Origin of the sequence: Corynebacterium sp. KPL4035 (genome assembly GCF_037908325.1) — a bacterium.
In the GTDB taxonomy this organism is placed as follows: domain Bacteria; phylum Actinomycetota; class Actinomycetes; order Mycobacteriales; family Mycobacteriaceae; genus Corynebacterium; species Corynebacterium kefirresidentii.
This window is the reverse complement of sequence record NZ_JBBMGF010000005.1, coordinates 124,341-139,169: the sequence shown is the minus strand read 5'-3', so window position 1 is coordinate 139,169 and position 14,829 is coordinate 124,341. Positions and strand designations below refer to the sequence as shown.

The following is a 14,829-nucleotide window of genomic DNA, read 5'->3' as shown; positions in this document are numbered from 1 at the left end:
TTAAGCCCCCATTGCTTAGGCGCTTCACCGCCTCGGCCGGCAGCTCATTCGCTGCTCACCGGGGCGGTGTCTTGTTTCCGGACCGTTTTCGCTGCAGCCGCGGTGGTCCGTGTTCGCTCTACTGCAGCGCGGAGGTAAGTCGCATGACATTATCCACGTAGCGGCGGATAAAGCCGCGCTCATTCCATTCCTCCAAAGTTAGCTCGTGACACACGGCGCGGTAATTGGCTACGAGCTGGTTGAACTGGTCAATGAGGTCTCCCTTGGCCACCAGCATGGTGGACTCATAGTTCAGACCAAAGGAACGCGGGTCCATATTGGAGGAGCCGAACATACACAGCGGATCGCGGCCGGGATCGTCCGGGTCGGTAATAATGAACTTGGAGTGAAGAACAAAGGGATAGGGGAATTGGTAGATGTGTACGCCTGCCTCTAGCAGGGCCTGATAGTAGGAGGACTGGGCGTGGTTGACCATAAACTGGTCCGCCTTTGCCGATACATAAAGCTCCACATCCACGCCGCGGTAGCAAGCGGTGGTCACGGCCTCCAGCAAGGACTCATCCGGGACAAAGTAGGGCGAGCACAAAACTAGCCGGTCCTTGGCGTGGTGAACCAGGGAGTTGAACATTCGCAGGTTTGGCTCAGTGGTATAACCAGGTCCGGAGGGGATGATTTGGAGGTGATTGGCGTCGGCAGTCTGGGCGTCGTCATAAGGCAGCTCATCGAGGGGAAGGTTCTCGTCTGCCTCTAGGTACCAATCCACGGCGAAGACCGCGGACATAGAAGTCACAATTGGCCCAGAGAGTTCCACCATGTAGTCGATCCAGTAGCGGTCCTTGGTTTTGTACTGGCGCTTAATCATATTCAGCGAGCCGATAAAGCCCACCTTGCCATCGATGATCACCAGCTTGCGGTGGTTGCGCAGGTCCGGACGCCGGAAACGGCCCTTGTGTATCTGAATGGGCAGCATGAGATGCCAGTCCACGCCTATCTCTGTCAGCTGCTTGCCCAGCTTGAAATAGCCCTTGTACTTAAAACTGCCGATCTGATCCAGCAGTAGCCGCACCTTCACGCCGCGGGCGGTAGCCCTGCGCAGTGACTCGAAGAAGACGTCCGTGACCTCGTCCCAGGACTGGATGTAGATCTCGATGGACACGTACTTCTTGGCGCGGTCAATGGCGGCGGCGATAGCGCGAATGGACTCGTCATAATCCGCGTGCAGACCCAGGTTGTGGCCCACCAACGCTGGGAATCCGGTCAGCTCGCGGTTGAGCCGGATGACCGACTCAGTTTCTGCCGAAAGTATGCCCTGTGGGTGGTCAGGGGTGTGGGCCGTGACGTTTTCAATCTTCTCATTTGCTTGCTGCTGGATGCGGTGGCGGCGCCGGTTGATATACGGCGAGCCCATAAGTAAAAACAGCGGCAGACCGATAAACGGCAGCACCAAAATAGCCAGCAGCCACGCGGTGGAACTGGACGGGCGGCGGCCTTCGGGCACGAAGCCGACGGCAATAATCTTGATGCCGTAATCCAGGATTAGGAATAATAGCTGCCAGAAGCTGAGATCAAGCGACCAAGACATTTATCGCACGGAATCGAAATCGGGCAGATCGAAATCTGCGAGAAGCGGGCAGTGATCGGAAGTTTTATCGCCGGCGCGCTCAACCAGGTCTACCTGTGCGCCGGTTACGTGTTGGGCAAGTGGGGCGGAAGCCAACTGGAAATCGATGCGCATGCCTTCGTTCTTTTGGAAGCGCATGCCCTTGTAATCGAAGTAGGTATAGCGTTGGTCCTCCGTGAACCGGCGGGTGACCTCCTCGAGCCCGGACTCTTCCAGCATCTGGAATGCGGCGCGCTCTGGCTCGGTGACATGCGTCTTGCCGCGGAAGGCTTCGATGTCCCATACGTCTTCATCGCGCGGAGCAATATTGAAATCACCGGTCAAGAGAAGTTTAGACTGCGCATTTTTTTCCGCATAGTGCGCCAGGTGATAGAGAAAGTCCAGCTTGTAGTCATAGTGGCGGTCCGTGATCTCGCGGCCGTTGGGCACGTAGAGGGACCACATTTCTACGCCACGGATTCGGGCCCCTAGCGCTCGTGCTTCACGGTCTTGTGGCTTATCTGGATCTTTGGCAAAGCCGGGTTGTCCCGGGAAACCTACAAAGACCTCCTCGGGCGCGTCTGTGGACACGATGGCCACGCCGTTCCACTGGTTGAGCCCGTGGCACGTGACGTGCAGACCCGCTTCCTCGAAGGGCTCGCGTGGAAACTTATCGTCTTTTACCTTAGTTTCCTGCAGGCACAAAACGTCGATATCGTGCTTGGAGATAAGGTCCAGCGCCCGCTGTGTGCGGGTACGAACGGAGTTAATATTCCACGTGGCGATGCGCATGCCACATACAGTACCTGCCCGCTGCAGCGAGGTCAGTGGGCAGTCCCATAAGGCTCACCACCCAGCCCGAAAGGGTGCTGCGCGGGGCCTAGCCCCGCAGGCGGGCGTAGACACGGCGGTGTTGCTCGATGAAGCCGAGCTTCTCAGCCAGCCGCACTCCTGCGGTATTGGAAGCCGGAACGGTGAGGTAGGCATGCTCCGCGCCATTATCGCGGCCCCAGCGCAGCAGGTGCTGGCCTAGCAGGGTGCCGAATCCGCGGCGGCGGGAGTTCGCAGCTACCTCCACATTAGAAAGGCCCAGCCACGCGGTGCCATCGCCGGATTCGCTAATGGCACCGCGGGCAATGGCGACGGTTACGCCTTCGAGCGCTAGGCGGCCAAAGCCAAGTGTGCCCTCGATGGGGGCGCTCAGGTGCTTCAGTGCCTGAGGCGAAAGGGTTCCGCTGCGGGAGTGATACATCTCCAGCCACTGGTCATCGGGATGGTCTTCGACATGGAAGGTGGGGGAAGCAGAGGGGGCTTCGGCAAGCGCGGGCAGATCGCGCAAGACCATAGCGAGCGTTTCTGGTTCGGTTTCCCAGGCGGCGTCGGCAAGCAGGCGCTCGGCGGGTTTGCCAATGCGCTCTGGAACCAATAGGCGCACCGGCAGGTCGCGTCGGGCGAAGAAGTCCTTAATCTCTTCCATCGGCACCGGGGTAAAGCCGGCCGAAGGGCCCAAAGGCACGGCCGAATTGGAACTGCCGGTAGCGCCGTCGCCGGCGCGCAGGAGCCAGGAACCATCGCTTGTCCAGGTGTGTTCCCCGCCGGGGAAAGTCGCGGCCGCTGCAACCTCCACGGCGCGGATATCGGAATTGCGGACCATGCGCGGGGAGAGCCTCTTGATAATCTTCAGCTCTTCCGGCGGGATCTCTACCGCATCCAGGTCAGAGGGGAAACCACCGACCTCCTGCGGGCGGATAACCAGCGGATTGAGGCTCAGTACGTGCCCGATGACGTCGCTATGTACGCCGCCGAAATCGCGCCGGGCCACCACGCGCTCGCCCACCTGGACGGCATCGGAGCGGAAGATACGTGACATTAGTCGTCGTGGCCGAAGGGATCGGCGTCCTCGCCCGGTACCCAAGAATAACCCGGCTCGGTCCACCCATTGCGTTTGATGGCCTTTTTGGCCTGGCGCTTATAGCGGCCGATGAGGGTATCGGTGTACAGGAAGCCATCGAGGTGGCCGGTCTCGTGCTGCAGGCAGCGGGCGAAGAAGCCATAGCCTTCGACGGAGATGTCGTTGCCGTTTTCGTCCTTGCCGGTCACGCGTGCCCAGTCGGCGCGGCCGGTGGGAAAGCCCTCGCCTGGAACGGAGAGGCAGCCTTCGTCATCGGAGCCGTCGTCAGCCGGCATGGTCTCCGGAATTTCAGAGGTCTCCAACACGGGGTTAATAACGCAGCCCTTGCGCATGCCTGCCTTTTCGGACGGCAGCTCGGTGCCATTGGGTCCGTCCGTATCAGGGCAGTGGTAGACAAAGAGGCGCTTGCCAATTCCTACCTGGTTTGCGGCTAGGCCCACGCCATGGGCGGCATCCATGGTTTCATACATGTCCGCGATGAGTTGCTGCATTTCCGGGGTGGAAATTTCGGATTCTTCCACCGGTTGGGTGGGGTTGTGAAGCACGGGCTCGCCGTGGATAACGATGGGGCGAATAGTCATGCCTTACAGTTTAGGCATGAACCCCTTGTCTGACCTAGACGCCGCCATTTTGGACTTTGAAGAAACCGCGCCGCGCAGCATCGGCCGCAAGGAAGAGGCCATCCGCGCGCAACTGGATATCTCCCCGGTGCGCTACCATCAGCGCCTTAACCTGCTTCTCGACGCCCCCGCGGCCGCCCAATCCCACCCGCTCCTAGTCGCCCGGCTGCGCCGCGTGCGCGAGGAGAGAGAAAACACGCGGCGCGCCGCGCGGGGAAATACCCCTTTTAGTTAATTCTGGGTACTAGTGTTGCGTATGTGACTAATGTGAATCCGGAAAATTCGACCGACAAGGTACCCGACGAAACCCGCGCCGGCTCCGCTGCCGGTGCGTCCGCTTCCCGTGCCGCTAAGCGCCCCGCTGGTGGCGGCGCGCACGCTAAAAAGGGCGGACTCCCGCTGCGCGGCCTGGCGATGGTCCTCATCGCGGTGGCCGTCATGCTCGGCCTCTGGGCTTTGTACTCCATAACCTCGGGCGACGATGATTCCACCGTGGCCTCCGAGAGCAAGCAAGAAAACTCCACCGGTTCCACCATTGGTGCCGCACCCGAAGGCTCCGCTGGTCCCGATGCCGCAGGTTCCCGTGCCCCCGGTGCCCCAGGCGCTTCCGAGGGCGCAAGCGCTCCTTCCCCTGCACCGGCGCCAGGAAAGGGCGATGCCCCACGTGATTCGGCTGCTTCCGGTGCTGCCGACGAGGCTGCTGCGCCTCAGGGCAATGACGCTGCAGGAGAGGAAAACGCCCACTCCGCCGCGCGCGACCGCAAAGATATTAAGGTCAGCGTCCTCAATAACTCCGGTGAGGTAGACAAAGCCAAGAAGGAAGCCGATTCCCTCAAAGGCGGCGGCTTCAAGGTGGGCTACGTGGGCAACCTGCCTGGCGATGTCCTTACCGTCCCGAAGACCACCGTTTTCTACCCGGAAGGCGATACCTCTGCTGAAGCACTGGCCAAAGAGGTAGCCGCTCGCTATCAGGCCGATATCGCGCCCATGAATCGCGACCTGCCTAAGGAAGCAACCGATGACGGCGCCGTCGTTGTCGCCCTAGCGGTGCCGCAGGCCTAAGCTAGCTGCGTACCTGACCTAAAGTCCAAGGGCATCCGGCCACAAAGAAACTTTATTGTTCTGTGGCCGGATGCCCTTGGACTTTTATGATCTGAGATATTGCCTACCCGCACGGCCGCCGCTGAGAATGGGTTAAATAAAATTCACGTCTTAATACCTGTCAGCCGTTAAGCTGAATGGGTGAAGATCCCGGCAGAACAATTCGCCCGCTCTCCCGAACCAACGCTAGGTGTGGAATGGGAGGTAGCGCTCGTGGACCGCGAAACGCGCGACCTCGTCCCGCGCGGTGCGGAACTTATCGATCTGGCCAATGCGACCTATCCCGATATCCATCTGGAAAAGGAATTTCTCCAAAATACGGTGGAGCTAGTTACAGGCATTTGCCACACCGTTCCGGAAGCAATCGCTGACCTGAAAAATTCCCTGAACGCGGTGGAAGAAGCCGCCGATAAGCTGGGGGTAGATGTCTGGGCATCCGGTGGGCACCCATTTACGGATTTCCGCGAGAATCCGCTTTCGGATAAACCCAGCTATCAAGAAATCATCGCGCGCACCCAGTACTGGGGCAAGCAGATGTTGCTTTGGGGCACGCACGTGCACGTGGGCATTAGCCACGAGGACCGCGTGTGGCCCATCATCAATGCGCTAATGACCAAGTACCCCCACTTGCTGGCCTTATCAGCGTGCTCGCCGGGGTGGGAGGGCCTGGATACCGGCTATGCTTCCAACCGCACCATGCTCTACCAGCAGCTGCCTACCGCAGGCATGCCATATCAATTCCGCGATTGGGCCGAGTGGCAGTCCTATATGCGCGACCAAGCGATTTCCGGCGTTATCAACCACACCGGCTCCATGCACTTTGATATTCGGCCGGCCGCCAAGTGGGGCACGGTGGAGGTGCGCGTGAGCGATGCGACGTCGAATCTGCGCGAGCTTTCCGCCATCGTTGCGCTTACTCACTGCTTGGTGGTCTACTACGACCGGCTTATCGACGCCGCGGAACCCCTTCCCACCCTGCAGCCCTGGCACGTGGCAGAAAATAAGTGGCGCGGCGCCCGCTACGGCATGGATGCGCTGGTAATTACCTCCCGCGAGACCGATGAAGCCTGGGTCAAAGACGAGCTAGCGCAGATGGTGGAAGAACTCGCCCCCATCGCCCGCGAGCTGGGATGCTTTAATGAGCTGCAGCTTATCCACGAAATTATTGATGGCGGCGCCGGCTATGAGCGGCAGCGCCGCTTGTTCAAAGAAACTGGCAGCTGGCGCGAGGTGGTTGAGGAGACCTGCCGCGAGCTGCGCACCTTCCGCCCGCTCTAAAGCGGGAGGGCAGGGGCCGGTAGCCGCCTCGGGCTTAGTCCTCGGAGCGCGAGTGGCGCCCATAAGCCGGGGTATCGGGGATATCGGTGATGTCCTGGGACGCGGGGAAAGCGCGCGTTTCGGGACCCACCGCGGGCATTTCTGCCGTTTCATCGCTGATAGTGCGCGCTGCCCGTGAATGACCACCACGGGTCGTAGACTCGGTGTTCACTGAATGCGCCGGACGGGCCGCGGTCGTGGTGGCAGCAGGTTGCGCGGCAGCGGGCTGCTGGGGGCTACCAGGGGCGGTCGTTTCCTTGGCCGGTTGGGTGCCAGGGATAAATCCCCACACCGCGTAGAAGGCGATATAGATAACGCCGGCGCCGGTAAAGGCCAACATGCCCCAGGGCTGCAGATCCCAGTGGTTGAGGGAACGGCTCGCAGCAGATAGCCACACGGGGGCGGAAATGAACGGCATGGTTACCGCACACATGGCCAGCACGGATACGAAACCAGCGAACTGTGCGCCGAGGAAGCCGTGCAAGCGCCTGCCCAGCGCCTGGTTAACGGAAACCAGTACGACGACGGCCAACGGCACCGTCCATACCCAGTGGTGATACCAGGAGAAGGGGGAGACCAAGCAGGAACTGATACCGGCGAGCGCAAGCGCGGCCGAGTTATTACGGTGTTTCATCGCGGTACGCAGCGCCAAGCAGGTCAGAATAAAGACCACGACCACGGCGGCAAGCCATACCCAGCCGCCGTCGATGCCCCATGCGCGGACCATCACGGAGCGGATGGACTGCGCACCTGGGTTAGTGTGCTCGCCCACGCGGGAGGATTTAAAGATGGCATCGGTCCAGAATTCGGCGGCATCCGGGATGGTTACAAAGCCAATGGCAACGGTTACCGCGAACGTCAAGATGGCGATAATCGCCTGCCACCAGCGTTTTTGGAAGAGCAGAACCAGTCCCATATAAGCGGGGGTAAGTTTCATACCCGCAGCCAAACCGATGCCGATGCCCGGCAGGGCCCGCTTGCGCGGGAGGAGGTCCAAGGCAACCAGCAACATCAAAAAGATGTTGATCTGGCCAAAGAATAGGGTGCCGTGTACCGGTTCATTTGCCGGGGTGCAGCACAAAAGCAAGATGCCCAATAACCACATTGCCGGGGAGAGCTTGAGCCCGCGCTCGCGCAGAACCAGCATGATGACCGTAAACAGGGCAAGGGCGGTGCCGCCTTGCCAAAGGAGGATCAAAGGGTCGTCGGCAAGCGAGGAAAGCCACGTGAAAAGAGTGCCGGAAAAGGGCGGATAGGTAAAAGGCAGGTCACCAATATAGGCGTTATCGTACAAGTTTGCGCCCTGCGCTACCTCACCACCGGCGAGCCAATAAATCTTCAGATCTAGCGGAACGCGCCACACAAAGGCGCTATTGCCATCGTAGATGCTGAAGCGATAGACAATGACGCCGATGAGGGCGGCGAGCAAAGTCACCACAGTGGGAAGCCCATAAAGCTTTTTCACGGTGAAAAGCGTCTCCTACTTGCGGCGCAGCGACTTCGCGGCGGGGCGGTCGTTGCGGGACATGGTTTCCTCGGTGCCGTACAGTCCCTCACGGCGTGCAATACGTGAGGTGCGCTGCGCGGTTACCGGGCTAGTGAACATGGCAAACAGTACCAGCAAAATGAGCATTCCTAAATCCCCCCGCTCGGCCACGCTGAAGGATTCCGCGCCCGTGAGGCGGATGATCGCGCCCAGGATGGTGAGGATAAGACCGGTGGTCTGCGGCTTGCTCACCGCGTGTACGCGCGACATTGTGTCTTTGAATCGAGCGATGCCGATGGCTGCGGCCAAGGTGAGGAGGCTGCCGCTAATAATGAGGATGAGCGAGAGTACATCAGTGATAAAGGACCAGCTCATTGGTTATCCCTCTTCCTAAACCTTGTAACCGACACGGTAGAGATAAAGCCCAAGAGTGCAATGACCAGCATGGCTGAGACCACCGTGGTGTTGAGCGACCAGCACATGTAGGTAGCAAGCGCGCACTGGAACATCGCGGTAAAGCCATCCATACCCACCAAACGGTCCAGCGAATTAGGCCCGGTGATAATGCGCCAGACGGTAATGAGGAAGGAGACGACCAGCAGCGCGGCGGCCACCAGCAAAATCGCATTGTAGATCTGAGGATCCATTAGGGGTGGCTCCTTTCAAAGATTTCGATGAATGAGGCCTCCATACGGGCCACGGCATTGATCTCGCGCTGGATTTGCTCCTCATCGTGGGCATCTAAGATGTGGACGGTGAGCATGCGGTTAGCAATATCAATATCGGTTACCGTGCCACCCGGTTGCAGGTTGTACAGCGTCACCGCCAAAGAGATGGCAAACTCATTATCCAAGCGCATGGGCAGCTCCAAGATGGCGGTCTTGGGCACCGGCTGCGGGCGCACGGCCAGCCATCCCACCTTGAGCGAGGCGTAGAACAACTCCCAGAACCAGCGGAGCATAAAAGCAATGAGCTTGCCCCAGGAGACGTCGATGCCGGTAATCGGCATGGCCGGCAGCGGTAGGGCAAAGACAATAACGACGCCGATGATAAGTCCCGCCACCAAGTTTCCCACGGTGACCTCGCCCATCAGCATGCACCACATGATGATGAGCCAGACGATGAACCACGGACGGAAGCGGTGGTGCAGGCCGGAAAAGCGCGAGTTAGTCATCGCTAATATCCTTCCTCTTGGCGGCGTCCGGGGACTTTACGGTGGTGGAATGCGCATCGCGTCCACCGGCTTCTGGATCGGTGCGGGAATCCAGGCCCGGCGAGGCCGGGGGCTCCGCCTCAGGAGAGTGGCTGCGCCTATTTTCATAGGAATCAGCGCCGCCGGTGTAGCGCTCCTTCTGGTTGAGGTGGCGGGTGGGATCATCCGCGCGGTCGCCCAGCACGGCGTACTGGTAGATGGACGTATCCTGCGCGGATTCGGCCGCGCGCGAGGTTACACCGGAAATCGGTCCGGCCAGGAAAGTAATGGACGTAGACGCGGCCACCAGCAGGGTCGTAGAGGCGATCATGCCAAAGGGCACCCTGCCCACATCCTGGCGGGAGGAAAATTCCACCTCATCGGTGATATCGGAAAGCGGGGCCGGGCGGGCGAGCGCCACGTTGCCTTCAGGGGCATCGGCGCGGTCGCGTTGAAAGCCCTTAGCCCACACCAGCATCATCACGTAGAGGGTAAGCAGGGAGGTAGCCACGGCTCCAACGATAAGTACCCAGGCCATCCAGGATCCTTCATTCGCACCGGCTTGCAGCAAAATGACCTTGCCCAGGAAACCGGAGAACGGCGGGATGCCGCCCAGGTTGATGGCGGGGATGAAATACAAGATTCCGATGAGCGGGGCGGAATACATCAGCGAGCCCAAACGGCGCAGCGAAGATGTTCCGGCCTGGCGCTCAACCAGTCCGACCACCAGAAATAGCGCAGTCTGGACCAGAATGTGGTGTACGGCGTAGAAGATGGCGCCAGAAAGCCCCTGCGCGGTACCCAAAGAGACGCCGAAGATCATATAACCAATGTGGCTGACCAGGGTAAAAGACAAAAGGCGCTTAATATCGGATTGCGCGATGGCGCCCAAAATACCCACCAGCATCGTGGCGAGGGCTACCCAAATGAGCACGGTATCGAGCCCACCCGCAGTAAAGACGGAGGTGCGGGCGCGGATGATGGCGTAGACACCCACCTTGGTCAGCAGGCCGGCAAAGACGGCCGTAACCAGCGAAGGTGCCGTGGGATAGGAGTCCGGCAGCCAGGCATCCAGCGGGACCACGGCGGCCTTAATGCCAAAGGCGACGAGCAACGTGGCAAAGATAGCGGTGCGAGTTCCTTCCGGAATGTCCTGCATGCGCTGGCCAATCTGTGCCATGTTCATCGTGCCCACGGAGGAATACACATACCCCAACGCGAGCAAGAAGATCATGGATGAGGCCATCGACACCATCACGTAGCCCACACCGGCGCGCACTCGACCAGCCGAGGCCCCCAAGGTCAACAGCACATAGGACGCCACGAGGAAGACCTCGAAGCCCACGTAGAGGTTGAAGAGATCGCCAGCCAAAAAGGAGATATTAACGCCCATGGTCAGCAGCATGTAGGTGGGCAAGAAGACGGCCACCGGTTCGTCCTTGGTGCCGTCGCGAACGCCCTGAGAAATGGCGTACCAAATGACAGAAAACAGCACCACGGAGGACGTAAAGAGCATGACCGCAGAGAGGCGATCCGCCACGAGCGTGATACCCACCGGGGCGTCCCAGCCTCCTACCTGCAGGGGTTGGATGCCTTCAAAATCTGCGATGAGGATGAGTACGGCATTGACCACGGCGGTAATGAGCAGTGAGAAAAATACGATCTGGCGCTGCACATTGGGAATGCGGCAAAAGATCAAGGCGAGGGCCGCGGCCACTGCCGGGATAATAATGGGCAGCGGAATGAGGTAGCCGATGTAGGGAAAGAGGGCATCGACAAGCGGCTGTACGGTCTCACTCATCGCGGGCCCCCTTTACTGGTTCCTCGAAGGATGCAGGGCCGAAGTTATCGCCTTGCTTGGTGGCGCGGCCGGTAGCCGGATCATTGGACGCATCGTGGTCCGGGCTGGCGGCCGCATTGCCGGGGCGCGCGGCCTTGGCGGCAATAGCGGTATCTTCCGCGTCATCTTCAATGACATCATCCGTGCGGTAGCGGTACTGGCGGTAGGCCAGGGTAAGGATGAAGGCCGTCAGCGCCATGGAAATGACGATGGCAGTCAGAATCATTGCTTGTGCCAGCGGATCTGCAATCTCGGTGCCGAAAGGTTCCGAGTCGCGGCCATCGATAGGCGGAGAACCGGCCGAACCGCCGGACTGCAGCAGGAAGAGGTTTGCGCCATTGCCCAAAAGCAGCAGTCCAAGCAGCATTTTGGTCATGGCGCGGTCCAAGAGCAGGTAGACGCCCGCGGCTACGAGCACACCGGCGGCCAAGAGGAGGAAGAGGTTGGCTTCCATCTATTTCTCCTTCCCTGTGGTGGCGGCTGTGCTTGCTGTAGCGGCTTGTTTCTTTTCCTTGCGTTGGGCCCGTTGCGCTTTTTGCTTGGCGGTGCGTTGGCGCTGCTGCCGGGCCAGCGAGCGGGCGCGATCGCGGGCACGTTGCTTACGCATATCCTCTTCTTCATCCAGCTTGGCGCCCAAGGAATTTAGGATGTAGAGCGTGAGCCCCACGACGATGAGGTAGACACCTGCGTCAAAGACCAACGCTGAAGGTAGCGAAACCTTGCCGATGAGCGGAATCTCCGGTGAGGTGTATCCGCTGGTAAGCGGCGGGTGACCAAAGAACATCGGGGTCACCGTGGCTAGTGCGGACAGCAAGAGACCGGTGCCCATGGTGCGGCCGGCGTCAATAGGCAGGGTTTCTTCCAGCTCCGCGCGCCCACCAGCCAGGTAACGCAGGATGAGTGCTAGCGCTGCCACGAGGCCGCCGGCAAAGCCACCGCCAGGAGCATTGTGGCCGGAGAAGAAGAAATAGAAGGACAGTGCGACCATGGACGGGAAGAGCACGCGGGTGGAGACATCGATCATCAGCGAGCGGTTGAGTGCTTGCTCAGATTCCACCCCGGCGGCCAGCCACCGCCGGCCGGTAACCCGCAGGGTGGGGCGGCGGCTTTCACGGCCGAAAGATTGGGTGCGATAAACCAGCGAGACCACGCCCAGTGCGGCAATGATAATCACCGTGATTTCGCCAAAGGTATCCCAGGCGCGCAGGTCCACCAGCAAGACGTTGACAGTATTGGCACCGTGTCCAATCTCTTTGGCCAGATCCGGCATGAACTCGGAGATGGGCTTGGACTGACGCGCGTTAATAGCAAACATCGCTACTACGGTGACGGTAAGACCCGTGCCCACGGAAAGCCAGGCACGCAGGCGGCCCATCTTGGGGTCCTGCTTCCATTCGGTGGAGGCCGGCATGCGGCGCAGAACCAGCATGAAAAGAACCATCACGATGGTCTCGGTCAACAGCTGCGTCAGCGCCAGGTCCGGCGCACCGTGCAGAGCGAAGATGAAGGCGAGCGTATAGCCAGTCACCCCGACGATGATGACGGCTGATAAACGATTATCGGTGACCGTGGCAGCCACGGCGGCCACCATGATGATGAAGGCGGCGACGATCTGCCAAGGATTTTCCGCCACTATCATGCGGATATCAGTGAGATCGCCTTTGATGATCATAGCCAGTGGCAGCAGCATCAACGTGGCAAAGATAACCGTCAAGTTCAGCTGCAGGGAGCCGCGCTGCGTGGTTGCCGTCGTGCGCAGCGAGAGCTGGCGCAAAAGAGCGATGACCGAATCGTAGGCGTCATCCGCATTGCCCAGTGCGGGGTAGGAGAATTGCCACTTGACCAGGACCTGGCGTTGCCAGTGCATAATAATACCGGCCACAATAATGAGTGCGGAGAGGCCCAGCGCCACCGTCAAGCCATGCCACAGGGCTAGCTCGCTATGCTCCTCCGGGTCGAAGGTGGAATTGAGGTGTTGGTCAAAGGCTGCCGAAAGCGGCTTGGGGAATACACCAAGTACCACTGTCAGGACGGTAAGTAAGACAGGGGAGAGCCATAGCCCCAGGTTGACCGGATGCATCTTGGCGACGGCCTCTGCGGGCTCCGTTCCATTGACCTCCTTCTTGGTGGCAAAGGCGCCCCACAAAAAGCGCAGCGTATAGGCCATCGTGAGGATAGAACCGAGGACATAGGCCACAAGCATCATATTGCGCGGCATGCCGGTCAAGAGCTCTTCGTGCATGGTGGCTTCCAGCACGGCCTCTTTAGCCACGAAGCCAAACAGTGGTGGGACGCCGGCCATGGAGAACCCGGAAATGATCGCAATACCGAAAAGGAAGGGCTCCTTGCGCCCCAAGCCGGATAGCTTGGTGATATCCCTCGTGCCCGAGCAGTGATCGATAGCTCCGACGACCATAAAAAGCGCCGCCTTAAATAGCGAGTGCGCAAAGGTCAGCGCGAGGCCGGCCTGCATGGCTTCCCGCGAGCCTACGGCCATGATGGAGGTGATAAAACCCAACTGGGAGACGGTGCCATAGGCCAAAATCAGCTTCAGGTCGCGCTGTTTGAGCGCCATCCAGCCACCGAGCAGCATGGTAAATACGCCTAAGGAGATAACCACCACGTGCCAGGTTGCCACCTCATACATCGAGGGCGCCAAGCGCCCGACGAGGTAGATGCCGGCCTTAACCATCGCGGCGGAGTGGAGATAAGCGGAGACCGGAGTCGGCGCCGCCATCGCGCCGGGGAGCCAAAAGTGCGCCGGTACGATTGCAGACTTTGTCAGTGCGCCCGCCAAGATGAGCACGATGGCCACCGTGACATAGGGTGTTTGCGCAAAGTTCTCATAGGCGGAGATATCACTAAAGGTCCACGCCCCAGTTTGTCGCCCGAGCAAGATAATGCCCATGAGCATGGTTAGCCCGCCCAGCGCGGTGACCATCAGCGCCTGCTGGGCCGCGCGGCGGGAGGAGGCTCGTTCCGCATAGTAGCTAACCAAGAGATAAGACAGCAGGGAGGTAATCTCCCAGAACACGTACATCAGCAGGAAATTATCCGCGGCCACTAGACCAAACATGGCGGTGGCGAAGCCCACCATTTGCGCCGCGAACATGGCCAAGCGGCGTCGCGTGCCGTCGAAATAGCCCCAGCAGTAGATCAATACCAGCGCGCCCATGCCCAAGATGATGAGGCTAAACAGCGCGCCTAGTCCGTCTAAGCGGAGGTCAAAACTTAGGTTCGCGGAGGGCATCCATTCCACGGTATGCTCAACCGCGCCACCGTCTGCGAAGGTGCCGCGCAGAAAGTGCATGAGCGTCCACACAAAGCCTGCGCCGGGGACTAGGGCCAAAATTCCAAATGCCGGGCGACCCATTCGCATGATGAGCAGCGGTGCCACCACGGTGGCGGCGATGAGAGTACCCAGGAGTATTAGCACGTTGGTTACTGCGCTCCTTTTGGTTGTATCGCGTTCTCTTGCCCCGCTGCCGCGAACACCACGAGCATCACAACTACTGAGAGACGAGAACATTCACGAGCCGCACGCCGCTGAGTACGCCGCGGGGGCATAGTGCAAGCAACATGGCCGAGCGCGGGGCCAACTTTTTGCCACTTTACCGGCTTTTCTACGGCTTTGAAAGAACTATTTTTGGCGCTGTATTATATGCTGCTGTTTTGCGGCATAAAGAAACCCCGCTCCGTGGGGAGCGGGGTACGCCGCAGTGCCGCGGCAATAGCCAGGACCCAGGCTGGGCCAGGGGCGC

Annotated in this window: 14 protein-coding genes; 3 read left to right on the top strand and 11 right to left on the bottom strand. The window is 59.9% G+C overall.

Annotated features, from left to right (window positions below):
• Positions 1-118: 118 nt before the first annotated feature.
• From cls to WMP96_RS06645, 4 genes are all read right to left on the bottom strand, one after another.
• Complete coding sequence (gene cls / locus WMP96_RS06660; RefSeq protein WP_023019971.1) at positions 119-1,582, bottom strand: cardiolipin synthase; 1,464 nt, start codon at positions 1,580-1,582, stop codon at positions 119-121.
• The gene (locus tag WMP96_RS06655; protein ID WP_301716760.1) at positions 1,583-2,392 is read right to left on the bottom strand and encodes an exodeoxyribonuclease III; all 810 of its coding nucleotides are present in this window, start codon (positions 2,390-2,392) and stop codon (positions 1,583-1,585) included.
• Positions 2,393-2,480: 88 nt separating this feature from the next.
• Positions 2,481-3,470 carry an N-acetylglutamate synthase, CG3035 family gene (locus tag WMP96_RS06650; RefSeq protein ID WP_301716761.1) on the bottom strand — a complete coding sequence of 330 codons (990 nt, stop codon included), beginning with the start codon at positions 3,468-3,470 and terminating at the stop codon, positions 2,481-2,483.
• Positions 3,470-4,093: a peptide deformylase gene (locus WMP96_RS06645; RefSeq protein ID WP_023019968.1), complete on the bottom strand. Its 624-nt coding sequence runs from the start codon at positions 4,091-4,093 to the stop codon at positions 3,470-3,472. Before WMP96_RS06645 ends, WMP96_RS06650 begins: the two co-directional genes overlap by 1 nt.
• On the opposite strand from WMP96_RS06645, the gene WMP96_RS06640 reads away from it, so the two are divergent.
• From WMP96_RS06640 to WMP96_RS06630, 3 genes are all read left to right on the top strand, one after another.
• Entirely contained in the window at positions 4,092-4,367 is a 276-nt protein-coding gene (locus WMP96_RS06640) for a DUF3263 domain-containing protein (RefSeq protein ID WP_086588240.1), read from the top strand. The genes WMP96_RS06645 and WMP96_RS06640 overlap by 2 nt on opposite strands.
• Positions 4,368-4,390: 23 nt before the next feature.
• A complete protein-coding gene (locus WMP96_RS06635; RefSeq protein ID WP_234288159.1) occupies positions 4,391-5,194 on the top strand; it encodes a LytR C-terminal domain-containing protein in 804 nt (267 codons plus the stop codon).
• Between the two features lie 180 nt (positions 5,195-5,374).
• On the top strand, positions 5,375-6,511 hold the full coding sequence (locus tag WMP96_RS06630) for a glutamate--cysteine ligase (RefSeq protein ID WP_023019965.1): 1,137 nt from the start codon (positions 5,375-5,377) through the stop codon (positions 6,509-6,511).
• Between the two features lie 34 nt (positions 6,512-6,545).
• On the opposite strand, the gene WMP96_RS06625 is transcribed toward WMP96_RS06630, so the two are convergent.
• The 7 genes from WMP96_RS06625 to WMP96_RS06595 are packed head-to-tail and all read right to left on the bottom strand — an operon-like array spanning position 6,546 to position 14,504.
• Complete coding sequence (locus WMP96_RS06625; protein ID WP_239205423.1) at positions 6,546-8,015, bottom strand: glycosyltransferase 87 family protein; 1,470 nt, start codon at positions 8,013-8,015, stop codon at positions 6,546-6,548.
• A gap of 15 nt (positions 8,016-8,030) precedes the next feature.
• Positions 8,031-8,411 (bottom strand): monovalent cation/H(+) antiporter subunit G, encoded by a 381-nt coding sequence (locus WMP96_RS06620; protein WP_239205425.1) that lies wholly within the window; start codon positions 8,409-8,411, stop codon positions 8,031-8,033.
• Complete coding sequence (locus WMP96_RS06615) at positions 8,408-8,683, bottom strand: monovalent cation/H+ antiporter complex subunit F (protein WP_086588236.1); 276 nt, start codon at positions 8,681-8,683, stop codon at positions 8,408-8,410. The genes WMP96_RS06620 and WMP96_RS06615 overlap by 4 nt, the downstream gene beginning before the upstream one ends.
• Positions 8,683-9,210, bottom strand: coding sequence for a Na+/H+ antiporter subunit E (locus WMP96_RS06610; RefSeq protein ID WP_239205427.1), 528 nt, complete (start codon positions 9,208-9,210; stop codon positions 8,683-8,685). The genes WMP96_RS06615 and WMP96_RS06610 overlap by 1 nt, the downstream gene beginning before the upstream one ends.
• Entirely contained in the window at positions 9,203-11,029 is a 1,827-nt protein-coding gene (locus WMP96_RS06605) for a Na+/H+ antiporter subunit D (RefSeq protein WP_301716763.1), read from the bottom strand. Before WMP96_RS06605 ends, WMP96_RS06610 begins: the two co-directional genes overlap by 8 nt.
• On the bottom strand, positions 11,022-11,522 hold the full coding sequence (locus WMP96_RS06600) for a Na(+)/H(+) antiporter subunit C (protein ID WP_200288613.1): 501 nt from the start codon (positions 11,520-11,522) through the stop codon (positions 11,022-11,024). The genes WMP96_RS06605 and WMP96_RS06600 overlap by 8 nt, the downstream gene beginning before the upstream one ends.
• Entirely contained in the window at positions 11,523-14,504 is a 2,982-nt protein-coding gene (locus tag WMP96_RS06595; protein ID WP_301716764.1) for a Na+/H+ antiporter subunit A, read from the bottom strand. It abuts the gene before it with no gap.
• Between the last annotated feature and the right edge of the window lie 325 nt (positions 14,505-14,829).